Below are 23,403 nucleotides of genomic sequence, written 5' to 3'. Positions count from 1 at the left end.
TTCATAACGGAGAGTTGAAAATGAGCGTATTAGATGAAATTTATGCCAAGGCAAAGGCAAACCCGCAGAAGGTTGCTTTTCCGGAGGCGACCAATGAGAAGATGATGCAGGCCGCATATGAGACCGGCAGAGACGGTTATATCATTCCGGTTCTGCTGGGCGATGACCAGCTTCCGAAGCTGGCAGTGGAGCGCGGCTACGATTCCTCTGTATTTACCTTTGTAGATATCAATAATGAAGCATATCGCAAGGAGATTATTGATAAGTATGTTGCAATGCCGGATACAAGACTGAAGGAAAAGGCGTTGAATCGGCGTATGGCGGACCCGCTTTATTACGCGATGGCAATGCAAAAGGCCGGAGAGGTCGGAGTTACCTTCGCGGGAATCGACAACACAACCGGAGACGTGCTTCTGGCGGCGCAGATGATGATCGGAATGAAGCCGGGCATCAGCACGATTTCCAGTATCGGCCTCTGTGATATTCCGGGATTCAAGGGAAGTGAAGGATCCCTGTTGGCTATCGGAGACAGCGCGGTCTGCACGAATCCGGATTCCGAACAGCTGGCGGACATCGCGATCTCTGCCTGTGAGACAGTCAGGGATCTTCTGGACTGGGAGCCCAGATGTGCCATGGTCTGCTATTCCACACTGGGAAGCGGGCAGGGCGAGCTGATCGACAAGGTGACAGCGGCTTTGAAGATCGCACAGGAAAAGAGACCGGATCTCGCCATCGACGGAGAGTTCCAGTTCGACGCGGCGATTTCTCCGGAGGTCGCGGCAAAGAAGGTCAAGAGAGAAAGTAAGGTTGCCGGTAAAGCCAACGTTATTATCTGGCCGGATCTGAATGTCGGTAACGTCGGCGTTAAGCTGATCCAGCAGTTTGGTCATGCGGATGCTTACGGTCCCATGCTGCAGGGCTTTAACAGCGTGGTCTGTGACTGCTCAAGGGGAGCGCCGGTTTCCGAGATCAAAGGAAATATCATCATTTCTGCGGTCCGCGCGGCAAAAATGAATCAGAACTGATCGGAGGAGACAAGGTGGGGTACAAAATATTTGCAATCAATCCGGGCTCTACATCCACGAAGATCGCGATGTTTGACGGGGAGACCTGTTTATTTTCAAAAAATGTAGCACATGACGCGGCGGAGCTTGGAAAATTCAAAACCATGTCAGACCAGCTGCCTTATCGCAGGGATATGATTCTGGACATTGTGCGCGAGAACGGACAGACGCTGGAAGACGTCGATGTATTTGTAGGCCGCGGAGGCGGCCTTCTGTCTGTGGAGGGCGGAACCTATAACCTGAGCGATCTGGTTCTGGAGCATGCCAGAACCTGCGCAAACGGTGTGGTACATCCGGCAACTCTTGGACCGCAGCTCGCACATGAGTTTGCCGTAAAGTACGGCGCAAAAGCCATGATTGTCAATCCGCCGGATACCGATGAGCTTCAGGATCTGGCAAGGATGACCGGAATCAAAGGGGTGTACCGAACCGTTCATCTGCATGCGCTGAATCTGAAGGAAACGGCGATTCGTCATAGCAAGAATGTGCTCGGGAAGAAATATGAAGAATGCAACTATGTAGTCTGTCATATTGGCGGCGGCATCTCCGTATCCGCACACCGTCAGGGGCGGATGGTGGATGGCTTTGATATTGTGGGCGGCGAGGGCCCGATGGCACCGACGCGCTGCGGCGGTATATCTGTCTATGATCTCCTGGACTATATGGAAAGAGAGAAGATGGATATCAAGTCAGTCCGTAAACTCTGCACAAGGCAGGGCGGTTTCGTGAGTCATCTGGGAATTTCCGACGCGCTCGAAGTCAGCAAAAGAGCTGCTGACGGGGACCGCTATGCGGCGATGCTCTGGAACACCATGATCTATCAGATTGAGAAGGCGATCGGTTCTATGGCGGCCGTGCTTAAGGGAAAGGTTGACGGAATTCTCCTGGGCGGCGGAATGGTCTACAATAAGGATCTGGTCAATCAGATTACGGAGTCGTGCAGCTTTATCGCACCGGTCTACGCATATCCGGGTGAATTTGAGATGGAGGCAATGGCCGCCGGCGCGATCCGTGTATTGAACGGAGAGGAAGAACTGAAGGAGTATACGGGCAAAAAGGTGTTTGAAAAATTCGATTTTGCCTGAGCGGCGTGAGCGTTTCACGCCTGTCGGAATGTATTCTTATATATATAAAAGGTAGGGGAAGCGATGAAAATATTAGGAATTTCCTTCGGCAGAAGGAACGAACGATGCGATATTTTGTGTAAGGAGGCGCTGTTCGCGGCGCATAAGGCAGGTGCGGATGTGAAATTTATCAATACCATGCGCATGGAAATCACGCATTGCCATGCCTGTGATTACTGCAGTCGCTGCAGAGATCGCGGCGACGTGGATATTCACTGTGCGTTCAAGGATGGCTATCAGGAGCTGGAAGCTGCTTTTGACGAGTGCGATGGCGTTATTATCGCTGCACCGGTGTATGCGGTTGGAATCGTCGGACAGTTCAAGAATTTCCTGGACCGCTACATGCCTTCCCATGACCGCGCCAATATCCTTGAGGAGAACAAGAAGCGCGCGGCAGAGGGAAAACCGCTTCTGAATCCGAATTATACAAAGGATCGTTACTGCGGTTACATCTCTGTGGGTGGCGCGCAGTCGCACCACTGGGTTTCCATGGGTCTTCCCATGCTTCATCTGTTTTCCTTCTCCCAGTGCATGAAGGCAGTCGGACACATTGACGCCTATGACCAGGGAAGGACCGGAAGCCCGCTGCTCGATGACAAGCTGATGCAGACCAGTGCGGACCTTGGTCGTGCGGTTGCTGAAGCAATCGGTAAACCATACGATGAGGTCAATACCTGGGTGGGACCGAAGGGAGTCTGCCCGGTTTGCCACAATGATCTTCTCATGATCGAAAATGACGGGAAGGATGTACTCTGTCCGGTCTGCGGAATCTACGGCAAGGCTTCTGTAGGAGCTGACGGTAAAATGAATGTCACGTTCTCTGAGGAAGAGCAGAAGCGTGCAAGAAATACGCTTCCGGGAATCTATGAGCATCATTATGAGATCAAAAATATGATCAAGGTGTGCGTTCCGAAGCTGATGGCGAATAAGGACATGCTGGATGAAAAGATGAAGAAGTATCGGAATGACTTCGACGCGGAAATCGCGAAGATGGATGCGGAAGCGAAGGCAGAGCAGTAAGCGGACATGCCGCTTTGTGTTTGACGTTACTGTAGAATTGCAGGAGTGCGCAGCACGGAGCAATCCGTAGCTTATACAGTTTGCGGTACAAAGTATCGTATGAGTGTTTGCTGTGTAATACGAAGTGTCATTACTGAGATTTTAAAAGGGACCGGAAGGAGAATTTTCCGCAAAGGCGGGGATCTCTTCCGGTCCCTTCTATAGAGGTCATTTGTCATGCTTCCTTATGATCGCGGGGATGTGTGTGCATGACTTCATCAAAACGCTCCGGGTCTTCTCTGTGTTTCAGGCTCATATAGAGAGCACCGACCCGCATGACATTGAGCAGATTGACGATATCATCAATGTCCATGATTTCCATGGAATCGTCGGAGTCAAGCCAGGTCTGCGCCGAAAGAAAATGAAGCTCGATAAAGATGTCGACAAAATGAGAGCGAAGCTCATCTCTGGGAACTCCATCGCGGTCCATCATATCCTGAATATAGCTGCTGATCAGCGGTTTCAGGCGCTTTACAAAATAGGTATCACCGTTCTTGCGATCCAGAAGGGCCATCATTGCCTGTTTATGATTCCGGCAGAATTCGAACCAGGTCAGAAATATTTCCGGAGGAGCAGGGTTGAAATTGGTGAAAAAGGTTTCCGTGCTGACAGGTAGCTGCGACTGTCGGCGGGAGCTGGCAAAGCGGTTTGACAGCTCCGTGAGGAGGGAGGTTTCAATCTGCTCCATCATGTCGTATATATCGCTGAAATACTGATAAAAGGTTCCCCTGGTGATATCAGACTGGCGGCAGATCTCAATGACAGAGATTTTATCCCATTTTTTTTCCCGGATCAGGGTCAGGTAGGATTCTATAATACGTTCTCTGGTCTGCTCGGATTTATTAGTTCGATGCGGTGCGGCGGATGCTTTTGCCATTATAATTCTTTCCTCTCCCATTCAATGCCTGCATAAGAGGCGGATTCTACCAATACTGCACAAGAGTCTTGCGGCTGCGTCAACTGCCGGTTGCCCTATGCCGTGCTCATGTATGACTATAGATATTGTACATGCAGAAGAAAAAATCTTCAAGCAACGGGAGGCGCAAGTATCTGTCAGTAATGTGAAAAAGGTTACTGTTCGCGTGCGGCTAAAATCCTTGCCGTACATAGTTGTGAGTGAACAATAGATGAAAGATAACCCAATTCGCTGAGAGAAGCAGATCTGTAAAATTTTTGCTTAATAAAACTTGAACAGGGTAACTGCGAGAGCAGTCGAAGACTACGTATACTGTACAGTTTGCGGAAAAGTGTGCAATTAACACAGAACGGCCGGATGTGTTCTGTTTTTTACAGGATCCTTTCGATAGACTGAAAATAACAGCTGAACTGATGAAGGGAGAGAAACTATGAGCTACAATTTTTTTATAAAGAGTAATATTGTGTTTGGCAGAGATTCCGCGGATAAGATTCCGGAGCTTCTGGCGTCACACGGATTGCATAAGGTAATGATTGTCTATGACGGCGGGGTGAAGGCGGCCGGAATAGCAGAGAAGATCATCGCGCAGGTGGAAAAGGCCGGCGTCGGGTATGTGATCTTTGACGGAGTCATTCCGAATCCGACCAATGAAGTCGTTGAGGAAGCGTCAAAAATTGCAAAGGACGAGAAGGTTGAGGGATTTGTAGCTGTCGGCGGAGGCAGCAGTATTGATCTGGCGAAGGCAGTGAACGTGCTGATGACAAATCCGGGAAACATCAGCGATTATGCGGGAATCGGCATGGTAAAAAATGATCTGCTTCCGCTGATCGCCGTACCGACAACCGCGGGTACCTCGAGCGAGATCACAAACGTCAGCGCCCTGATTGACACGAAGAAGGTTGTGAAATATGTCGTAATCGACAACAAGCTAACAGCGTCGGATGTGGTCTGCGATCCTGAGTTCACACGGACGATGCCCGTGTCTGTAACGGCGGCTACCGGTATGGACGCGATTACGCACGCGGTGGAGAGTTATATTTCCAATTGCGCAACGCCGCTGACGGAGTACAACTCGCTCAAGGGACTGTCGATTCTCTATGAGAATCTGCCGAAGGTGGTAGCGGACGGGAACAACATGGAGGCGAGAGAGCAGATGATGCTCGGCTGTATCATCACAGGCTTCGGATTCTCCAATGCAAACCTCGGTCTGAACCATGCGATCGCACATACCCTGAGCGCTCATTTCGGGCTGGCGCACGGAATGGCAAATGCCTGTGTGCTTCCTTATGTAATGGCCTTCAACGCGGAGAGCTGCCCGGAGAAAATGGTGGACATGGCCCGGACGATCGATTTGGAACCGACGGGTGATCCCGAGAAGGATCCGTATCTGCTGTCGGATGCTCTTCTGAAGATGATCCGGGATCTGAAGATCCGTACCCTTTCCGAGCAGAAGATCCGGAAAGAGGATTTCGATATGCTGGCCGGGGAAGTGCTGAAAGAGGCGCCTCTGATGTTTAATCCCCGTCAGGGTGTAACAAAAGAAGACGTCATCGGTATTCTGGAAAAGGCATACTGAGACAGAAAAATAGAAAGAGAGAGAACAATTGGAACAAGAAAAAATGAATCCCGCAAAAAAACTACGAATTATTTTTTCCATTGTCGGAATTTCATTTATACAGGGACTGCAGTTCAGCGTTTCGCCGGTGCTTGATAAAATCAGCGCGCATTTCCCTGAGGTTGACGTGAGTCTTGTGCAGATGCTCATCACGGCGCCTTCCTTTGTGGCAATGATTTTTGCCCTGTTATCCGGTGTACTGGTGCTCAAATTCAGCAAGAAGTCGCTTTTGATCGTGGCGGGTCTTCTGGCTGGGATCAGCGGATTTGTTCCGTTTCTAGCGGATTCCTTCTGGCTGCTGTTTGTGTGCAGAGCAGTGTATGGCATCTCCCTTGGAATTGCAACTGCATTGAATACAGCGGTTGTCGCCGAGTGGTTTACCGGTCCCGAGCGGACGCAGGTCATGGGAATTCAGGCGGCTTCGGTGGGAGCCGGGATGGTGGTAGTCACGACCGTAGGCGGCCTTTTGGGAGCGCATCATTTTACCACCTCGTATCTGATCAACATCATCGGATTTCTTTCCTTTGCTGTGATTGCGGCGATGCTTCCGGCATCGGAGCACGCGAAGGAGGAGAAGAAAACGGAGAAGATCCGGCTCAATGGAAGAGTTTTTGAGGTATCTCTGCTGGGATTCTTCGAATATCTGTTTTTGATCACATTCACGACGAATGTTTCCATGCATCTCGCGGGTGCGCTGAAAGGAAGCAGCAGCGCTTCCGGAACTCTGGCAGGTATTTTTTCCGGGGCGCAGATTGTAATCGGACTTCTTCTGGGAGTTGTCTCAAGAGTGGCAAAGAAATACACCCTGCCTGTGGCGATGTTCAGCTTTGCCGTAGGGGCGGGAATTCTGGTGGCTTTCCCCGGCAATTTTGCGATGCTGGCCGTCGGAGCGGTCTTCTGCGGCTTTTCACAGGGAATCTTCATCCCGACCGGAATGGTAGAGGTATCCAACGCGGTGCCGCCCATTGCCGCTGCTCTTGCCTCCGGATGTTTCACCTGCTTTACCAACTTCGGGCAGACGGTTTCTCCGTTTGTCCTGAACACGGCTTCAAGAGGAATTTTCGGAGAAGTGACAACTTCTCATGTCTACATGCTTTCTGCTGTCGGCGTTGCAATTGCCGGTCTGGCAGCGGTCATCCGCATCCGCTTTCGTAAATCAAAGAAGAAAAGCTGATCTGTACCCTGCGGCCCCAGCAACATATGTATCTATAAAATCAGGAGGATTTTTACTATGAAAAAAACAATGGCATTATGTACAAGACTTCCGGAGGAGGAGCTTGAAAAGCTGAAGGAAACCTGTGACATCACAGTCTGCGGCGAGCTGAAGCACGGAAAGGGAAACGCGCCGGAGGAGCAAACCCGTGAGGAGTGCATGGGAAAGGAAATGGTGGTTCTGGGCGACGAGTATGCCGGCACGGAAACTATCAAGGCATGGCTGGATTCCGGAATGAAGTTTATCGGCGTAGCTAAGGGTACTCCGGCAACGGTTGATTTTGACGCCATTCAGGCAGGAGGTCTGGATCTGCATTATACACCGGGCAGAAACCGCGTAGCCGTTGCGGAATTCGCGATGGGCATGATGATTGCAATGGCAAGACATCTTGCAATTTCCGCAGAAGGACTTCATAAGGGAGAGCACTGCGGACCGGCGAAAGAAAATATCTACGATGTACCGGACGTTAAAAATGTAACCTTCGGACCGCTGGATGAAAATCATCCGTTTATGGATTATGGAATTGGTTTTGAGCTTTATGGAAAGACGCTCGGCATCGCCGGATATGGGGCAATCGGACGTGAGGTGGCCGTACGCGCAAAAGCATTCGGCATGAAGATCCTGGCTTATGATCCCTATCTGGATCCCGCGAAAATCGAAGCGGACGGATGCGTTCCGGCGGATCTTGATACCATGCTTGCGAATTCAGACATCGTGAGCATCCACCTTCCGGTGCTTCCGTCCACAAGAGCATCCGTCAATAAGGACTGGTTCAAAAAAATGAAGAAATCCGCGTATCTGCTGAATACCGCAAGAGCAGCTGTCATCGATCAGAAGGATTTTGTGGAGGCGCTGCAGAACGGAGAGATTGCAGGCGCAGCTACAGATGTATATTGGGAGGAGCCGGTTCCGGTCAATCATCCTCTACTCAAGATGAGAAACGTTCTGTGTACGCCGCATATGGCCGGTCTGACGACAGATGTAGACGGATGGTCCGGGCGGATGATGGCAGAGGAAATTGATGCCTACCTTGCCGGTGAAAAAGGAAAATATCTGTGGAAGGTAAGAAAGTGAGGGACAAAAGATGAGTGCGCAGAGTTTTGAGGGAAAATGCAGATATCCGAATCTGCTTTCTCCGATCCGTATCGGAAATATCAAGCTGAAAAACAGAATCATTGCAGCACCGACCAGTCCCGGAATGATTGATACTCAGGGGCATATGACGTATGCGATGCAGGCGTATCTGGAGCGGAAGGCAAAGGGCGGTGCGGCAGTGGTTACGTATGGCGAATCCATCGTCCATTCTCTGACCGGCAAACAGCACAATATGCAGCTGCAGCTGGATTCCTACGGAAACCGTCAGGGGCTGAAGGAATGCGCGGAGGCAATTCACCGCGCAGGGGCTTATGCGAACATCCAGCTGTCTCACGGAGGGAAATATGCCGGCCTTGCCTCTGTCGGCGGGGATGAGGACAAGGAAGGAAAGATTGCATACGGACCGAGCCATGAAATAACGCCGGCCGGTGAGGTGCAGGAGATGCCGCGCGAGCTGATCTATGAGATCATCGAATCCTATGGAAAGGGCGCTGCTCTGGTTAAGGACTGCGGTTTTGATATGGTGCAGGTTCACGCAGCACACGGATGGCTATTCTCACAGTTCCTGTCGCCGGTTATGAACCGCAGAACAGATGAATTCGGCGGCTCTCTGGAGAATCGGGCCAGATTTCTCCTCATGAGCCTGGATGCGATTCGTAAAGCAGTCGGTCCTCATTTCCCGATTGAGATCCGTCTGTCCGGAGACGATATGATGGCAGACGGCCTGGATCAAAAGACATGTATCGAAGTGGCGAAGATGGTGGATGATAAGGTAGATCTGATCAACGTCTCCTGCGGAAATCACGAAGATCCGGAGATGTTCTGCCGCACGCATCCATCCGCTTTCTGGCCGCGCGGTGTAAATGTCTATCTGGCAGCAGGAATTAAAAAGTTTGTAAAAACACCGGTTGCGTGTGTGGGTTCTTTGAATGATCCGGCTCAGATGGAACACATCATTGCTTCCGGACAGGCGGATATCGTAGAAATCGGACGTGCGCTGCTCGCTGATCCATACATTCCCTATAAAGCGATGCATGATCAGGCGGATGATATCACACCCTGCCTTCGCTGCTATGAATGCTTTGGTGAAATTGTAAAGAGTGAAACCACAAAATGTACCGTAAATCCGATTACCGGACATGAGCTGGAGGAAAAATATGGCCATCCGGCGCCGGAGAAACAGAAAAAGGTGCTGATCGTCGGTGGAGGTCCCGGCGGAATGGAGGCTGCGATCGTTGCGGCAGAACGCGGTCACGAGGTAACACTTGCCGAGAAAAGCGGCATGCTCGGCGGTAACCTGCACCCGGCAGGAGCGGCGTATTTCAAAGAAGATATTGTGAAATTCTGTCACGTTCTTGAAAAACGGGTGGAGAGAGCAGGAGTTCAGGTTCTGTTAAATACGGAGGTTACACCTGATTTTGTAAAGAACTTTGATCCGGACGCGCTGATCGTTGCGGTGGGTGCAAAGGAGTGGAAGCCGGGGTTTATTAAAGGAATTGACCTGCCGAATGTGGTGATGGCAATTCAGGCGGAGCTCCATCCGGAACAGCTTGGACACCACATCGTGATCATGGGCGGAGGACTGGTAGGTGGGGAAGCCGCGATCTCCTTCCATCATGAAGGTCATGACGTAACTATCGTAGAAATGAAGGATAAAATTGCAGGCGAAGTAAACAGCTTCTACCGCGGCGGACTGATGCCGCAGATCGAGAAGGCGGCATCATGCTATGTAAATACAACGGTCAGGGAAATCCTTCCGGAAGGCGTGCGGGTTGAGCGTGACGGAAAAGAATTCATTATCAACGCGGATAGTGTGGTGTGTGCACTGGGATTCCGCGCGGACTATGAATTTGTAGATTCGCTTACCGCGCTTGTAGATGAAAATTATGTAATTGGTGACTGCAGGAATGTCGGCATGATCTATCATGCGGTGAGTGAGGCTTACAACGCCGCTATGCTGCTGTAACGCAGATCGGACAAGTAAAGAATCATTGCAGAGAAAGAGGCTGGCGCATCAGATGGTGCGGCAGCCTAAAAGTGAATTGTACTGGTTAACTTTGTCTCGAAAATAAATTTTGATGATATTCAAAAGTGGGACTGACACATCGCTCTTTAACGTGTCAGTCCCACACTTTGTTCAGAAAAAAGTCAATTCATCATAAATTTCTTGTTCGGGTGAACAATCCAGGTAAACAGAAACTATTTCAAAGTTCAGCGATGTAAGTTGAGTGCATTCACCGTGTCTTTGTAGTAGCGAAGATCCTCGTCCAGATCCTTATAGAGGCTGATGTAGTATGGATAAACCTGGTCGTAGATATCGGCCCACTGTTCATTGGGCTCAATGACTTCCTTTACCTTCAGAATCTCATCGACTGCGGCCGGGATATCCGGAAAGAGGCCGACTGCATGCCCGGCAATCAGAATATCGCCGAAGGGAACATCGCCGGATTTATCATCCAGCACATAGACGGGCATGCGCAGCATGGACGCCTTGATGCGGGACCATTCCCGGCTTTTTGCGCCTCCTCCGGTGATCCGGAGTGTCTTTGCGTGTCCGCCCGCGTGGCTGATTTCAGTCATGACATGCCGGAGCGCAAATGCGGTTCCTTCAAACATTGCCCGGGTGAAATCCGCATGCTCTGTGCTCAGGGACATTCCGATAAACATGCCCTTTGCATGGGAGTTCCAGAGAGGAGCCCGTTCCCCCATGAGGTAGGGAAAAAACAGCACACCGTTGGATCCGGCGGGAATTGCTTCGGCGACCTCATTCAATGCGGTATAAGGATCGATCCCCACTTGTTTTGCATAATCTTTTTCTTCCTGTCCCATGGCATCCAGGTACCATTTGACTGCAGCCCCGGATGTGCTGATCGGAGCGTCAAATACGTATGGAACGCCCGGAATGGCACAGGGCCTCGTTGTGACCGGAAGGGACAGGTCTCCGCGCACCGGACTGGCAACAAAAACCAGAGAGGAAGTGCCGGACGATTCCGCAGCGTCACCCTGTCTGCACAGACCGGTGGCAAAGACTGAAGCGGCGGCATCGCTGCAGCCTGCGACAACCGGAATCCCTTCCGTAAGGCCGGTTTCTTCAGCTGCGCAGCGCGTGACCTGTCCGATGATTTCGGTCGTAAGGGAAGGCTTTGGCAGAAGTTCATTAAAGTCCACACCCACGGCGTCTCCGATTTCTTTTGACCAGTTCAGGGTATGAACTTCCATGCACTGACTTCGATTTGCCTGGTCGATGTCCATGGAGTACACTCCGGTCAGCTTTAGATTAATATAAGAGCTGCACTGCAGAATTTTATAGGTTCGTGCAAAGAGCTGGGGCTCATTTCTGCGGAACCAGAGGATCTTGTTCGGCAGAAATCCGGCATCCGGCTGTCCTCCGGTAATCTCCGTGAAACGCGTATGCGTTACTTTGTCGGATATTTCATGCATTTCCTCAGAGGAGCGGACATCCATCCAGATCAGGGCGTTCCGCAGCGGACGTCCGCTCTGATCTACCGGGAGCATGGTCACAGTCTGGGAACTGATTGAGATGGCACGGACATGATCGATCACGTCCCGGCCTGCCTTTGCGGATATCTCACGAAAGACATCACGAGCATTCAGCCACCATTCGTCCGCGTTTTCCTCTGCCATATTGGGCCCCGGGACAATCAGGTGGTTTTTTCTGGATGCGGAAGCGATGATGTCGCCGTGCTGGCTCATAAGGATCGCCTTTGTATTCGTCGTTCCGATATCCATTCCGATGATATAGTTATCTGCTTTATTCATAAAAATCTCCCTTCACATATAGATTTGCCTGTTTTTATCATAGAAAAAGAAAAATGCCGGAAACAGAACACTTTTTTTGAAAGTGAGCGAATTTAACACTTTAACCAAATGTGTCATGTTCTTTCAGGAACGCAGTTGGTATTCTGAAGACACAGAAAAAAACAAACCTGAAAATTATTTCTTGGCATATTGGAGGAACGAAATGAAATACGAGAGAATCCGTAAAATTGTACTTGAGGCAATTCAGCAGGCAGTTGCACAGGGACTGGTGCATGGAACATCCGGGAACATTGCTCTTCGCGATGACGATGACGATGTTGTCGCAATTACGCCGAGCGGTATTTCCTACACGCATATGACAGCGGAAGATATTGCCATCGTTGACCTCAACGGTAAATGGCTGGATGGTCCGTACAAGCCATCTTCAGAGACACCGATGCACACCGCCGTTCTTCGCGCAAGACCGGATATCAAGGCGACTGTTCATACGCATGCAATGTTTGCTACCATTATGGCGATGGGAGAGGACAATGAGCTTCGTCCGATCACCCCTCCGCAGTGTGAGTTCACCCCGGTCCGCATCGTGCCGTTCACCATGCCCGGCTCCAATGATGTTGCTGCAAAGGTTGCAGAGGCAATCGGCAGTGACGGAAGATCGGTTCTCATCAAGAATCATGGAATGTTTTCCTGCGGCAGGGATATGAAGGCGGCACTGGCAGCTGCAACCTACACAGAAGAGATGGCAGTTACTACCTTCTATGCGAAGCTGCTTGGCAAGTATGAGCCGATGCCGAAGGAAGCAGAGGCAGCGATGAAGGCTCTGATTGCAGCGGATCAGGCAGTCTGACGGCACAGACACGACGGCTGGCATGTGGAAAAGTGAAGTAATAATGATAAATTGTGAATAGGGAAGAAATAAGAAGGAGAGAATACGATGACAAGAGAAGAAGTTCTGGCAAAAATGATTGAGTTTGCGGCAATGGCTTTTGGAAAGGATGCCTCGAAAATTAAAGAGGACACCGATATCGCCGCTGAGCTTGGCGTTAAATCTTCTCAGAGAGTAGCAATGGCAGCATCGATTGAGAATGATTTCGACGTAATGATTCCGGTGGCAAGATTCGGAAACTTCAAGACCATTGGGGATCTGGTTGATTACGTTATGGACGAAATGTAAGGAGAAGATCTATGCTGACTAACGTAAAGCTGAACAAAAATATGAGAAGCGTCTCTATCGTCGGTATCGGAGCAACTCCTTTCTTCAACGGCGTGGAGAATCCGACTTACAAGGGGCTGACCAATGGAGAACTGTTTGGCCACGCAGCGCTGGATGCCATGGCGGACGCCGGAGTAGAACCGAGGGATGTGCAGTACTTTTTCCACGGCTCTGCCAATCCGCATGTTTTGAATCACTGCATCACCCCGAATCTGCAGGTTGCGGACTGGTTCGGTATGAGAGGAAAGGGTTCTATCTCCCATTCAGAAGGATGCTGTACAGGCTATATTGCTCTGGAGGAAGCGGTCTTTGCGGTCGCATCCGGCGCTTACGATATCGTTCTGTCCGGCTGCAGTGAGCAGGGTACCGGTATGCCGGACGGGAATACGCCCGCATTCATGCGTGTGCCTCTGACATCTGAGGTGCTTTTTCCGGATCTGGACTCTATTTTTGATCGTGCCTACGGAAGATACCTTGGCGGCGGCCCGGGAATGAATCATGATGACTGGATCAACTATTATGCAAAGGAAAATCATCTGAGCAAAGAAACGATCGACGATGTTCTGGCGCATCAGGCCTATGATTTCCGTCGTGCGGCGGCGCTCTGCCCGCGCGCGATACGACGCAAGACGTTCGATGAGATGGCGAAGGAAGCTGGCTACGATGATGTCTGGGAGTACATGAGATCCTCAAACAATCCGAAGATGACACAGTATCTGCGGACCTCCAGTGATTCCTGTGTGGCAGACGGAGCAGCGGCATGCATTGTTGTTCCGACAGAAATGGCAAAGGAGTTCACGGACAAACCGGTAAAAGTTCTGGGAGTCGGTGCTTCCGTACTGGACGCGATTGTTCCACATCTGGAGAAAAAAGCGACCGCGGAGGCTGCCAGACAGGTATTCGAGCTGACCGGGCTGACGGCGGATGATATCGATCTGCTCTACGTCAACGACTTTATCGGATCTTCTGCCTTCCTCGCGGCAGAGGAGATCGGATATCTTCCGAAGGGCGAGGGCTGGAAATATGTTCTGGACGGAAGAATTGCCTATGATGGAGACAAGCCGATGAATACGAACGGTGGCAGAACCTCTTACGGACATGCTTTTGGGGCTTCCGGCATGGCGGATATCTTTGAGGCAGTGACGCAGATGCGCGGAGAGGCTGGAGAACGGCAGGTAAAGAAACTTCCGAAACGTACCTTCTTACGTGGATTCGGCGGAGCACAGAATGTGCGCGCAATCATCCTGGAATCTGATTTTTAAGTGAGAAAGGACAAGGAGAGTTAAGATGAGCAACGAAAGAATGAAGACAGAGGAATTCTGGAATCCGGAGCATATCGTAGAAAAATTCTGGAATGGTTTGAAGGATGGTGTGATCTATGCCAGAAAATGCAAGGAGTGCGGAGCCATCGAGTTCCCACCGCATCTTGCCTGCAACACATGTGGATATCATGAGACGGAGTGGACTACACTGACCGGTAAAGGCGTTCTGAAAAGCTTTGTATTTACCGGTGTTCTGAACGCAAGACTGGAGTTGGAAGACCGTGGACTGAAATATGTGTGCGGAGAAGTGCAGCTAGATGAGGGACCGTCCATCAATGCGGTAGTTCTCGGTATCAATAAAAAGAAAGCGCGCGAGATTGAAAACAAGCTCCCGGTGCGTGTGCGACCGGTCTTCTATGATATGGGCAGATATACGACATTATTCTTTGAACTGGATGAGTGAGAAATAATAGTCGGTGTGAAAAGGATACAGCCGCCATGCATGATGAATGCACGGCGGCTGTATCCTTTGTACGCATTGTACGCACGGCGGACGGCTGCCTGTTCCGGGAGGGAAAATCATGGAAGCTTTTACCGTACAGCACCGCGGAATGAGCTGTCTCATGTCTGTACAGATTGCAGAATGAATCCTTCGGAAGTCCTGTCGGCACAGCAGGATAGGATCTGCCCCTGTGGAAGGCAGGTCTGATAGCAGAGCACAGACGGATCTGAGCAGGGAATACGGAAGATAGTTTCTGGTGTCTTTCGGGAGAGTGTGGAAACTTTTGCGATAGCTTCCGGAGAGAAGGAGAAGGCTGTAAGGTCGGTATCGACACCAATGCCGGACTTTTTGACATAAGCCTCCTTCAGGGTCCAGAAACGGTAAAAGTATTCCTGTCGAAGACATTCTTCTGAATTGGCCGTTCTCAGGCAATGCTTTTCTCTGTCCGTAAGAGCGCGGTCAATCAGTATTTCTGGAAAATACCCGGGAGGTTCCGCGTCCAGGCCGATTTCATGATCGTCAAAGGCGCATGCGACGAGTCCGTCACAATGTGTTATATTAAAATGCACATTCGGAAAATCAGGCAGATATGGTTTGCCGGTGGAAGCCAGAGCAATTGTTGGAAACGCTGCAGGGGCAGATGGATAGACCTGCGAATCGGATGAAAGAGAGGAAAGAAGATCGTTCAGCCCCCGGAGGAGCAACTGCCGTCCGAGCAGATGCTCCTGCTGACTGATGTCGGCAATAGAGGCGGAAACGGGTGTATAACAGGTATAATAAATGTGTGGCATGGGCTGTCCTCCTTTACAGGCGGATCACCGTACATGGTTTGGATTTACGCGCCGACCGCCTGTCCGGATACCACTTTAACATGACGACGGGAGGAGAACAAGCGGCGGAAGAGAGAACGGCTCTTTCTGTCTTCCTCTTCCATAGCTTTATTTTCCTGCATCATGCGTTCAAATCCTTCATAATGAAGAACGTATCTATTCTCATAATCATTTTCAAACTTTTTAAAATTAGCTGTATAGTTGTCTTTCATAACTGTATTTTCCTTTCTTGAATAATAGTCTTGCTTTTGTTGATAGGAACATAAGATGATTGAGATATTTGAAATCGCATCCGGTCTCTTTCGGGACTTGTGTACGATAATTCTGTCTTCGCTTTCGAATGACTTATCGATCTTATGAGCATAGCTTAACATGGATTAAAGGCAAATTCGTTTCAAAAGAGGAAAGAAACCAATCAAATCTTGCGGAGGTATTAGAGTGAAGCTTTATATCATGAGACATGGGGAGACGGATGGCAACCGGGGAAACCGTCTTCAGGGAAGGGCGGACATCCCCCTCAATGAAAATGGGATACGGCAGGCAAAAGTGGCTGGAGAGAAGCTTTTGAAGAAAAATCTTATATTTGACGCGGTATACAGCAGCCCGCTTCAGCGGGCCATGGATACCGCGGTTCTGGTGTCCGGGAGAAGGAGAGAGGAGCTGCGGACAGATGAACGGCTGTTGGAGATTGATCTGGGGCCTTACGATGGAGCTGATCTGAAGCAATCATTTCCTGTTATCCGGCAGCTGATGGAAAACCGTCCCCCGGAGGGCGTCGAGAAGATCAGCAGTCTGGAGGCGCGGATTTCAGACTTTGTGCGGGACCTGACATCCTCCCCATGCGAGCAGAATGTGCTGATCGTGACGCATGGCGTAGCCATGCGCGGCATCATCCGGGAGCTGACCGGACGGGAGAATGTCTGGGGAATAAATATCGGAAATTGCGAAATCTATGAGGCAGATATCGGATCTCACGGGTGTCGGAGCTGTCGGTCCTTCCAGAGACTGGAGGACGTAGAATTCTGACTTCTTCCGACTATACCTGCTTTCGGATATCCCAGAAGCAGACGTCGTGCGACGCAAGATTCGTTTCCAACTGTATCCTGCCATCAGATTTTAGAAATACGCGGCGTACCTCCGGGCTGCTGGTCTGCATCCGATACTGCAGCTCCTCCGGGGACGGCGATTTTGTCTTCTTCAGAAAATCAATGCGGTCCAGGTTGCTGTGTTCAAATTCGCCGATCATGATATCCAGGTCGCTGCCGTGCTGTTCATTGATCAGAATGCGGTTGACCAGATATATTCCGGGATCCAGCCCTTGGATGGTGACCGATATCTGGAGAACCTCTTCTTTTGCGAAAAAGGTATAGACACGGTCAAAAGCGAATGCGTTGTTTTCCGGAAATTCGCCGGAGGGGGTAAAGTGAGTGTAATGGAAGGCAAGTATCTGGTAATGTGTTGGATTGCACCGGGTGATACAGTAATTATCTCCGCGGCCGAGGATGGTTCCGTTCAGGCGCTGGACCAGACGGTAGGCAAAATAAGCGGATGTCGGGAGCCCCTCGCGGTTGATCAGACCCTGTCCGAAGTAATAGAGCTCCGGGGGATTAAGGGCGGCGGATGCATGGGCGGTGTCGCTCAGGAGCCAGTAAGCAGCCAGATCTGTCTGACTGGGAAGCTTGAGCAGAGTTCTGGCTATGAAGGAAGCCTGAAAGCGAGAGTCCGCGACCGGCAGACCTGCGATCCAGGCAGAAGACCATTCACTGACAGCCAGAGGGGTATCGGGGAAATACTTTTTTAATCTGTGCCGGAGGGAAGCAGCCTCCTGTTCCGGGAAGGACGGGTCCGAGGCGATGGTGAGATCAGGGAGTATCTGTCGTTCAGAACCTTCCGTTGTATGTGCGGGTACATGGCAGCTCAGATGAATAGAAAAAAAGTCAGGCTTTAGTTTTTCCCGGACGAAAGATTCCAGGAGCTCTTCCGGCGAAACAGAGGCTGTGCAGACGTTATACCCCGGCCCGCCCAGACGCGCTCCCGGAAGCCAGGTCCGAAGCAGGCGTGATACTTCCTTAAAATCGTGTATATATTCGGAAACAGATTCCGCAGGTGACATCCACAGTTCAAAGCGCCAGCTTCCGGTCCATCCCTCCGGCCAGTGCCCTGCAATATGTTGAAGGAAATGCTCCAGGAGGTTCATGAAGCGGCGGTTTCTGTGAACGGTATAGAAACTGCTGTCTTCCCCGGTGAGGGGGCGGCGTTCGAGAGGAAGTCTCGAGAGTTCGATCCAGGGAGACAGGTGATTTTCAAACAGAAAATTTATTATCGTATCCACATTTTGAAAATAATAGCTGTAGTCCGGAAGAAGCATCGGAATAAAACTACTGCTCACGAGCTCCAGGATCCGCAGATGGGTAAAGTGCATTTCGCTGTTGAGCTGTGTTACCTGGCCGCGAAAACGGGATGACAGAAGATTGGCCGCGGATCCGATATTAATGACGGAGCTGATATGCCGGAAGGAACCCTGATCATCATCTGCCTGCGCAAGGACAGATTGGCGCATCAATCCCTGCAGGAGCCTCTGCCGGTCGTCTGCGCCAGAACCGGAGAATAACCGGGGAAGAGAAACCGTGTCCTGCACGGCAGCGGCATGTGTCGGCCTGCTGCGCATTTTTTTTCGATATTGAAGCGGGGACATGTGGTAGCGCAGGGAAAAATTCCGGCGGAAAACAGAGAGGCTGCCAAATCCGTTCCGCAGTGCGATTTCCATTATTGTCAGGTCTGTGTTAACGAGATCCCGACATGCGTAGTAGATTCTCCGATCCGTCAGATAGGATTTGAAGTTCTGGTGAAAGGCAGACTTCATAAAAGAGGAGAAATACTGGGGCGTAAGGTAAAAATCATGCGCAATTTTTGTGAGTGTCAGAGGCTCTGCCAGGTGGTGATCAATGTAGGTTTCAATGGTGCGGACTCTGTCCCGGTATTTATCTGGCGTTTCTGCATCATATGCGCCGGAGGGCTGCATTTTGCGGAGCTCTGAAAGTAGCAGATAGAGATTGCCCATGATCTGAAGCGGATCGTTGTGCATTGTATCAAGACAGGATTCTGCGATTTGGAGAATTAATTGTTTCATGGGAAGATAATCACATTCGGGACGGGCGACGGAATCACACAGAAAAACCCGGCGGCCATTCATATGTTCATAAATGAAATCAGAGTCAACGGATAGCATAAGAAGAACTGCGGGTTCTTCTGCGGAAAAACGGATACTTTCCTGCGAAGCGACCAGGAAGAGAGATCCTGCCGGATATTCGCAGGAAAAGGACTGTCGCCCGGCATGAACGGTTCCGTTCATGACACAGAAGAAGGTATGTGCGTTCAGATGCAGTGTTGTTTCGCCCTGCACGGTCAGATAGTTTGTTTTTTGTACCGGAAGATCTCCGGGTGCGGCAATGATTTTAGAACTCATGTTGAGGTTCTCCTTGTTTTTCAGAATCGGAAATGGGCAGATCCGTGCGGGAGGAATAGAGTTCCACCGAATAGAGACAGACCTGTATGTGGTCAAGACAGATGTGCAGCTCGAAGGGCTGTCCCGGCAGGATCGTGATCCGGCTTATTTCAGGAACCGGTTGCGAAAGGCTGCGAAAATCCTCCAGGAGACCCGGCTGGAGCTGAGGCAGAAAGCCGGACTTCTGCCACTCGTGAAAGAGATTGGCATGGCTGGAATCAATAGTGTATTTTCGCAGCAGGTAAGTCCCGGAAGGAACCGGTGGGAGCAAAAAGGTATACTTCTGGGGCGTCGCCGGCAGAAAGATCTGCTCAGGATCCAGGAGTGCGTGCGCCGGGACATTTTGACGGAGGTAGGCTGGTTTCATGTGGCGATAGTGTGTCAGAAGGATCTGAAAACTGCTCTCGGAATTTGCAGTGATCAGATAACCTGGGCCGTTCTGAACGAGATATCTTCCTGTCATACGGAGGAGCTGGTAGGTATTGCTGGACGCTTTGGGCAGACCGGTGTCCGTATAGAGCCCCCATCCTCCGAACAGAAATTCCAGGGAATCGGAGTAGCGGAGCGGGGCGTCCGAGAGAAGATAATAACCCATGGCGGAAACCGGAAGTGCTGCAACGGCAGTCAGGGTTCTGGACAGATAAACAGCCTGATACAGGGAATCGTTCAGATAATTCCTGGAAGACAAATTGGAATTGAATTCCGTGACCCAGATCTGCTTCTCCGGGAAGGCGAAGCGGGAGGCTTCCACAAAGCTTTGCAGCCGCCGGATCAGAACGTCAGGGTCATCCAGAATCGAAAGGATACCGTCGGATTCTTTTTTCATAGGATAGAGATAGAGGGTCATGAAGTCGGGGATGGACTGCTCGGCCTTCATCTGATCCAATGTCCGCTGAATCTGTCCTGGCTTATCCCAGCGATTAAAGCCGGGCCCTCCGATCCTTGCCTTTGCGGAATAACGGCGGATGATTTTCTGGATTCTGCGGAACACGCGAAGATATTGTATGAAGCTGAACGGATTTTTTTCATTTGCAGTATAGCTGTAGCTGACTTCAAATCGCCAGGTATCGAAATATTCCTGTCCGTAGCGGTTGATACAGGTACCGATAAAATCCGGAAGGACTTCAAGAAGTCCTTTATAATACGTTCTTGAATCAATGTTTCCCTCCGGGTAAAAGGAAGCAGAGCTGTTTTTCTGGATGGCAAACGCTTTGTTGCCTAATTCCAGAAAGGGCGTCATATGGTTTTTCATCAGGATATCCAGAATGGAAAAGACCTGCGAAAAGTCGAGAATCGAGCGGTCCGCAATCTGAAAGCGCTGCGCAACATCAAGAATCCTGCAGATTCGTCCATAACGAAAACCGATGGTGTTCTGCATAGCGGATAAGGTGTCTTCGATCCGTAAATTCCGAAGGTCGGAGGCATAGCCGAGATTGATCAGGCACTTCCAACTCTCGGTCATGGGACGGATGGATCGTGCCGGAACGCGGATCAAGGCTGATGCATGGGTGTCTCCCGGATCACAGGAAGGGGAAACAGCCGGAGAAATGAAAGGCTCCGAGACTGCTCTCCCAGGAAGCGGCAGGGATTCGGATTCGGACTGTAAATAGTCTGCGGAGGACCGGAAGCTGTCAGAACCGGTCAGCTGCAGGATCTGGCCGTCCGTCAGATTGGTATGTTTCCGGTAAAGGCGGAAGGCCTCTTCCTGAATCTGTTTCAGATAACCGCGGAAGGTCAGACCGGTGTGCTGACGGATCATACGGGCCAGATATTGCGGAGAAATATGAAAGCGGGCGGCAGTGTCTGCCTGGCCAGGCCCGGCATTATAGTATTTTTTCATGTAAGAAGAGATTTCATCGAACAGCCCGGTGGAGGAGAACACTGCAGGCGTCAGATCAGATGTTTCGCGCCTCCCGGGATCGGTCTGATCCGTTGGACCGGAGAGTAACCCGAGAAGCCGGAATAGATCTGAAGAGAGGAAAAATCTCCGGGAATGATCTTCCGGAGCGGCATCAGCAGAAATATCTGTCCGCAGCTGCCGGAGAGTCAGACAAAGTTCATCCCGCCGGTTATGCGGCAGGTTCCGTGATTTCATATGGAAGATACTTTCTGTCCCGGTACAGACAAGCATCATTTCCGGGCGGAGAACAAGAAAAAAAACAGAGGCACTGTTCTGCGGTTTCAGTATGACTCTTTGTCGGTCAGGAATAATGTAAAGATTGTCGGTTCCGCAGAGATCCGGATCTGCTGACTGCAGAGCAAGGACTCCATCCAGTACAAGCAGAAATACATAGCCGTCGGGTTTCCAGGAAATTGCGGTGTCCAGAAAACGGGTGCCGCAGACGCGGATCATGGTTTGGTTCAGTTCACTAGGGTGCATCATATATCTCCTTTCTGTACAGAATCATACCACAGATTCATTATAAATACATAAAATGAAACAAGATTCTTGGAAAATATAGCAATATTTGAAAAAAGATAATAATAAAGGAAAATAACCGTAATCACACAGTGCTTTATCATGCGTGTCATTGCTAGAATGAACACATCAGAAAGATACAGAACGGCACAGGGCTTCTGATCCGGCGCGGAGAACGCCGGGACAGGCTGCATAAGCCGGATTGTGCAAAGTGAGAAAAAATTCAGGAGGATATTATGGCAGGCAGACCAATTTATGATTCGGAAGGCTTCCGCAATATTGAGGAAGAAGGAAAGACAACCGGTTTTCAGTTCAGATTCAAGCTTCAGTACTATCGCGGAATTACCTTGTCTATTATTCGTGATATCAAGGTCAATATTGACGGTGAAGATGTTCCGCGCGAGGATGTGCTTCTCACAGTAAATGGAGAAACCTTTACGCTGGAAGAGTGCCGCACTGTCATCAGTCCGCTTTATCGCTGGGAGTTTGGCGAGTATGCGACGGTGACTGTTCGTAAGGAAGGCGGACTCTCCAAGGGTACACATCATCTGAATGTGCTTCAGCATATTGCACCTTCTTACATGCCTTTCCCGATTAAGGCAGTGTGTGAAACAGACTTTGAGATTGCATAAGGAGGAGAAAACAATGAGTGCAGATATCAAGAGAAGTGTATCTCTTTATAGTTATCAGGATTCATATTACGAGGGAAAATTAGATCTGGAAGGATGCCTGGCTGAGACATCAAAAACCGGAGCAACAGGTGTGGAACTTCTGGCTGAGGAAATGATTAAACAGTTCCCGAACCCGATTCTGACGGAGGAGTTTCAGGAGCAGTGGAAGGGCTGGCTTGCAAAGTACAACCTGACACCGACCTGCTATGACGCATTTCTGGAGAACCGTATTTTTGACAATCGTACACTGAGCCTTGGAGAGCAGATCGAAATGATGTGCCGTGATCTGAGGATGGCTTCCATTCTTGGATTCTCCTGTATCCGTACACTGGTATCCACTCCGATCGAGGTAATTGAAGGCTCGCTGGAATACGCAGAGCAGGTAGGGGTAAAGATCGGTCTTGAGGTGCACGCACCGTTCTCTCTGAATTCCAGCTGGGCACAGGGATACATGGATAAGCTGGACAAGCCGGGCTCAAAATACAAATATTTCGGCTGGATTCCGGATCTTGGTATCTTCTGTAAGAGAGTTCCGGATGTTCTCCGCGAGAAATGCAGACAGGCTGGAGCGAAGGAGGAGTGCATCAGGGTTGTTGATGATGCTTTCGAGGAGAGGGTCGCAAAGGGTTTCGTAAAGATTGAGTATTCTCACGATCTGGGACAGGCAAACATGAACTACCGCAATGCGAACGGACAGGCAGTTCTGCTGGACAAGCTCAAGGATATGGGAGCCGGCCCCGCGGATATTGAATATCTGATGAGCAGCTATACCTATTCCTGGAGTGATCCGCAGGATCTGATCGACAATATCGACCGGATCGTACATACACATGCAAAATTCTATAATATGCACGAGGACTTCACCGAGACGGCAGTTGCCATTCCGGAAGTTGTTGAGGCGTACAAGAAGGCCGGATACACCGGTTATCTGTCTTCTGAATACGAAGGCGGTGAGCATCTCCGCGCATTTCAGGAGGTGCCGGATGTACATCAGGTAGCTCTTCATCAGGAAGCACTCAGAAGAGCGATTGAAGGATAAAACTTAATAGCCCTAGTGAATGATTAAAGAGCACTTTCATGCTGTGAACCGGCATGGAAGTGCTCTGTTCTATTTTACGCGAACGGTGAGCCGCAG

20 protein-coding genes are annotated in these 23,403 nt (G+C 50.4%); 14 read left to right on the top strand and 6 right to left on the bottom strand.

What is annotated here, in order from left to right; all coding sequences use genetic code 11:
* The first annotated feature begins 20 nt into the window (after nucleotides 1-20).
* From ACTQ3A_RS01885 to ACTQ3A_RS01875, 3 genes are all read left to right on the top strand, one after another.
* Complete coding sequence (locus ACTQ3A_RS01885; protein ID WP_441099265.1) at nucleotides 21-1,025, top strand: phosphate acyltransferase; 1,005 nt, start codon at nucleotides 21-23, stop codon at nucleotides 1,023-1,025.
* Nucleotides 1,026-1,039: 14 nt separating this feature from the next.
* On the top strand, nucleotides 1,040-2,149 hold the full coding sequence (buk, locus tag ACTQ3A_RS01880) for a butyrate kinase (protein ID WP_441099264.1): 1,110 nt from the start codon (nucleotides 1,040-1,042) through the stop codon (nucleotides 2,147-2,149).
* Nucleotides 2,150-2,212: 63 nt separating this feature from the next.
* Nucleotides 2,213-3,208 carry a flavodoxin family protein gene (locus ACTQ3A_RS01875; RefSeq protein ID WP_441099263.1) on the top strand — a complete coding sequence of 332 codons (996 nt, stop codon included), beginning with the start codon at nucleotides 2,213-2,215 and terminating at the stop codon, nucleotides 3,206-3,208.
* A gap of 214 nt (nucleotides 3,209-3,422) precedes the next feature.
* On the opposite strand, the gene ACTQ3A_RS01870 is transcribed toward ACTQ3A_RS01875, so the two are convergent.
* Nucleotides 3,423-4,145, bottom strand: coding sequence for a TetR/AcrR family transcriptional regulator (locus ACTQ3A_RS01870; RefSeq protein WP_441493955.1), 723 nt, complete (start codon nucleotides 4,143-4,145; stop codon nucleotides 3,423-3,425).
* 448 nt (nucleotides 4,146-4,593) lie between these two features.
* On the opposite strand from ACTQ3A_RS01870, the gene ACTQ3A_RS01865 reads away from it, so the two are divergent.
* Genes ACTQ3A_RS01865 through ACTQ3A_RS01850 form a run of 4 tightly spaced genes read left to right on the top strand, consistent with a single transcriptional unit; the run spans nucleotide 4,594 to nucleotide 10,052 of the window.
* Entirely contained in the window at nucleotides 4,594-5,739 is a 1,146-nt protein-coding gene (locus tag ACTQ3A_RS01865; protein ID WP_441099261.1) for an iron-containing alcohol dehydrogenase family protein, read from the top strand.
* 28 nt (nucleotides 5,740-5,767) lie between these two features.
* Nucleotides 5,768-6,952, top strand: coding sequence for an MFS transporter (locus ACTQ3A_RS01860; RefSeq protein WP_441099260.1), 1,185 nt, complete (start codon nucleotides 5,768-5,770; stop codon nucleotides 6,950-6,952).
* Nucleotides 6,953-7,009: 57 nt separating this feature from the next.
* Complete coding sequence (locus ACTQ3A_RS01855) at nucleotides 7,010-8,065, top strand: NAD(P)-dependent oxidoreductase (RefSeq protein WP_441493954.1); 1,056 nt, start codon at nucleotides 7,010-7,012, stop codon at nucleotides 8,063-8,065.
* A gap of 10 nt (nucleotides 8,066-8,075) precedes the next feature.
* Nucleotides 8,076-10,052, top strand: coding sequence for an oxidoreductase (locus tag ACTQ3A_RS01850; protein WP_441099258.1), 1,977 nt, complete (start codon nucleotides 8,076-8,078; stop codon nucleotides 10,050-10,052).
* Between the two features lie 245 nt (nucleotides 10,053-10,297).
* Here the strand turns inward: ACTQ3A_RS01850 and ACTQ3A_RS01845 are convergent, their stop codons facing one another.
* Nucleotides 10,298-11,866: a xylulokinase gene (locus ACTQ3A_RS01845; protein WP_441099257.1), complete on the bottom strand. Its 1,569-nt coding sequence runs from the start codon at nucleotides 11,864-11,866 to the stop codon at nucleotides 10,298-10,300.
* A 202-nt stretch (nucleotides 11,867-12,068) separates the two neighbouring features.
* Here ACTQ3A_RS01845 and ACTQ3A_RS01840 point away from each other — a divergent pair, with 202 nt between their 5' ends.
* The 4 genes from ACTQ3A_RS01840 (at nucleotide 12,069) to ACTQ3A_RS01825 (ending at nucleotide 14,804) form a co-directional block, all read left to right on the top strand.
* A complete protein-coding gene (locus ACTQ3A_RS01840; protein ID WP_441099256.1) occupies nucleotides 12,069-12,713 on the top strand; it encodes a class II aldolase/adducin family protein in 645 nt (214 codons plus the stop codon).
* An 87-nt stretch (nucleotides 12,714-12,800) separates the two neighbouring features.
* Complete coding sequence (locus ACTQ3A_RS01835) at nucleotides 12,801-13,040, top strand: acyl carrier protein (protein ID WP_441099255.1); 240 nt, start codon at nucleotides 12,801-12,803, stop codon at nucleotides 13,038-13,040.
* Nucleotides 13,041-13,051: 11 nt separating this feature from the next.
* Entirely contained in the window at nucleotides 13,052-14,341 is a 1,290-nt protein-coding gene (locus tag ACTQ3A_RS01830) for a thiolase family protein (RefSeq protein ID WP_441099254.1), read from the top strand.
* Nucleotides 14,342-14,366: 25 nt separating this feature from the next.
* A complete protein-coding gene (locus ACTQ3A_RS01825) occupies nucleotides 14,367-14,804 on the top strand; it encodes a Zn-ribbon domain-containing OB-fold protein (protein WP_441099253.1) in 438 nt (145 codons plus the stop codon).
* Between the two features lie 158 nt (nucleotides 14,805-14,962).
* On the opposite strand, the gene ACTQ3A_RS01820 is transcribed toward ACTQ3A_RS01825, so the two are convergent.
* Nucleotides 14,963-15,634: a 4'-phosphopantetheinyl transferase family protein gene (locus ACTQ3A_RS01820; protein WP_441099252.1), complete on the bottom strand. Its 672-nt coding sequence runs from the start codon at nucleotides 15,632-15,634 to the stop codon at nucleotides 14,963-14,965.
* A 44-nt stretch (nucleotides 15,635-15,678) separates the two neighbouring features.
* Nucleotides 15,679-15,885 carry a hypothetical protein gene (locus ACTQ3A_RS01815; RefSeq protein ID WP_441099251.1) on the bottom strand — a complete coding sequence of 69 codons (207 nt, stop codon included), beginning with the start codon at nucleotides 15,883-15,885 and terminating at the stop codon, nucleotides 15,679-15,681.
* Nucleotides 15,886-16,111: 226 nt separating this feature from the next.
* Between ACTQ3A_RS01815 and ACTQ3A_RS01810 the strand changes: the two genes are divergently transcribed.
* On the top strand, nucleotides 16,112-16,699 hold the full coding sequence (locus tag ACTQ3A_RS01810; protein ID WP_441099250.1) for a histidine phosphatase family protein: 588 nt from the start codon (nucleotides 16,112-16,114) through the stop codon (nucleotides 16,697-16,699).
* A gap of 10 nt (nucleotides 16,700-16,709) precedes the next feature.
* On the opposite strand, the gene ACTQ3A_RS01805 is transcribed toward ACTQ3A_RS01810, so the two are convergent.
* Nucleotides 16,710-19,139: a GH39 family glycosyl hydrolase gene (locus ACTQ3A_RS01805; RefSeq protein ID WP_441099249.1), complete on the bottom strand. Its 2,430-nt coding sequence runs from the start codon at nucleotides 19,137-19,139 to the stop codon at nucleotides 16,710-16,712.
* A complete protein-coding gene (locus tag ACTQ3A_RS01800; protein ID WP_441099248.1) occupies nucleotides 19,129-21,561 on the bottom strand; it encodes a GH39 family glycosyl hydrolase in 2,433 nt (810 codons plus the stop codon). The genes ACTQ3A_RS01805 and ACTQ3A_RS01800 overlap by 11 nt, the downstream gene beginning before the upstream one ends.
* 272 nt (nucleotides 21,562-21,833) lie before the next feature.
* Here ACTQ3A_RS01800 and ACTQ3A_RS01795 point away from each other — a divergent pair, with 272 nt between their 5' ends.
* Nucleotides 21,834-22,229, top strand: coding sequence for a C-glycoside deglycosidase beta subunit domain-containing protein (locus ACTQ3A_RS01795; protein WP_441099247.1), 396 nt, complete (start codon nucleotides 21,834-21,836; stop codon nucleotides 22,227-22,229).
* A gap of 13 nt (nucleotides 22,230-22,242) precedes the next feature.
* Nucleotides 22,243-23,307: a sugar phosphate isomerase/epimerase family protein gene (locus ACTQ3A_RS01790; RefSeq protein ID WP_441099246.1), complete on the top strand. Its 1,065-nt coding sequence runs from the start codon at nucleotides 22,243-22,245 to the stop codon at nucleotides 23,305-23,307.
* Nucleotides 23,308-23,403 lie beyond the last annotated feature (96 nt).

Origin of the sequence: Bilifractor sp. LCP21S3_F8 (assembly GCF_052117805.1) — a bacterium.
In the GTDB taxonomy this organism is placed as follows: domain Bacteria; phylum Bacillota; class Clostridia; order Lachnospirales; family Lachnospiraceae; genus Bilifractor.
This window is presented reverse-complemented; position numbering and strand designations above follow the sequence as displayed.

Excerpts from the sequence above, each read along its gene's own strand:
- ACTQ3A_RS01840 (WP_441099256.1), top strand. The coding sequence starts at position 12,069 with ATGAAATACGAGAGAATCCGTAAAATTGTACTTGAGGCAATTCAGCAG.
- ACTQ3A_RS01855 (WP_441493954.1), top strand. The coding sequence starts at position 7,010 with ATGAAAAAAACAATGGCATTATGTACAAGACTTCCGGAGGAGGAGCTT.
- ACTQ3A_RS01820 (WP_441099252.1), bottom strand. The coding sequence starts at position 15,634 with ATGCCACACATTTATTATACCTGTTATACACCCGTTTCCGCCTCTATT.
- ACTQ3A_RS01805 (WP_441099249.1), bottom strand. The coding sequence starts at position 19,139 with ATGAGTTCTAAAATCATTGCCGCACCCGGAGATCTTCCGGTACAAAAA.
- ACTQ3A_RS01815 (WP_441099251.1), bottom strand. The coding sequence starts at position 15,885 with ATGAAAGACAACTATACAGCTAATTTTAAAAAGTTTGAAAATGATTAT.
- ACTQ3A_RS01850 (WP_441099258.1), top strand. The coding sequence starts at position 8,076 with ATGAGTGCGCAGAGTTTTGAGGGAAAATGCAGATATCCGAATCTGCTT.
- ACTQ3A_RS01870 (WP_441493955.1), bottom strand. The coding sequence starts at position 4,145 with ATGGGAGAGGAAAGAATTATAATGGCAAAAGCATCCGCCGCACCGCAT.
- ACTQ3A_RS01800 (WP_441099248.1), bottom strand. The coding sequence starts at position 21,561 with ATGATGCACCCTAGTGAACTGAACCAAACCATGATCCGCGTCTGCGGC.
- ACTQ3A_RS01830 (WP_441099254.1), top strand. The coding sequence starts at position 13,052 with ATGCTGACTAACGTAAAGCTGAACAAAAATATGAGAAGCGTCTCTATC.
- ACTQ3A_RS01885 (WP_441099265.1), top strand. The coding sequence starts at position 21 with ATGAGCGTATTAGATGAAATTTATGCCAAGGCAAAGGCAAACCCGCAG.
- ACTQ3A_RS01790 (WP_441099246.1), top strand. The coding sequence starts at position 22,243 with ATGAGTGCAGATATCAAGAGAAGTGTATCTCTTTATAGTTATCAGGAT.
- ACTQ3A_RS01875 (WP_441099263.1), top strand. The coding sequence starts at position 2,213 with ATGAAAATATTAGGAATTTCCTTCGGCAGAAGGAACGAACGATGCGAT.
- ACTQ3A_RS01835 (WP_441099255.1), top strand. The coding sequence starts at position 12,801 with ATGACAAGAGAAGAAGTTCTGGCAAAAATGATTGAGTTTGCGGCAATG.
- ACTQ3A_RS01825 (WP_441099253.1), top strand. The coding sequence starts at position 14,367 with ATGAGCAACGAAAGAATGAAGACAGAGGAATTCTGGAATCCGGAGCAT.
- ACTQ3A_RS01845 (WP_441099257.1), bottom strand. The coding sequence starts at position 11,866 with ATGAATAAAGCAGATAACTATATCATCGGAATGGATATCGGAACGACG.
- ACTQ3A_RS01865 (WP_441099261.1), top strand. The coding sequence starts at position 4,594 with ATGAGCTACAATTTTTTTATAAAGAGTAATATTGTGTTTGGCAGAGAT.
- ACTQ3A_RS01795 (WP_441099247.1), top strand. The coding sequence starts at position 21,834 with ATGGCAGGCAGACCAATTTATGATTCGGAAGGCTTCCGCAATATTGAG.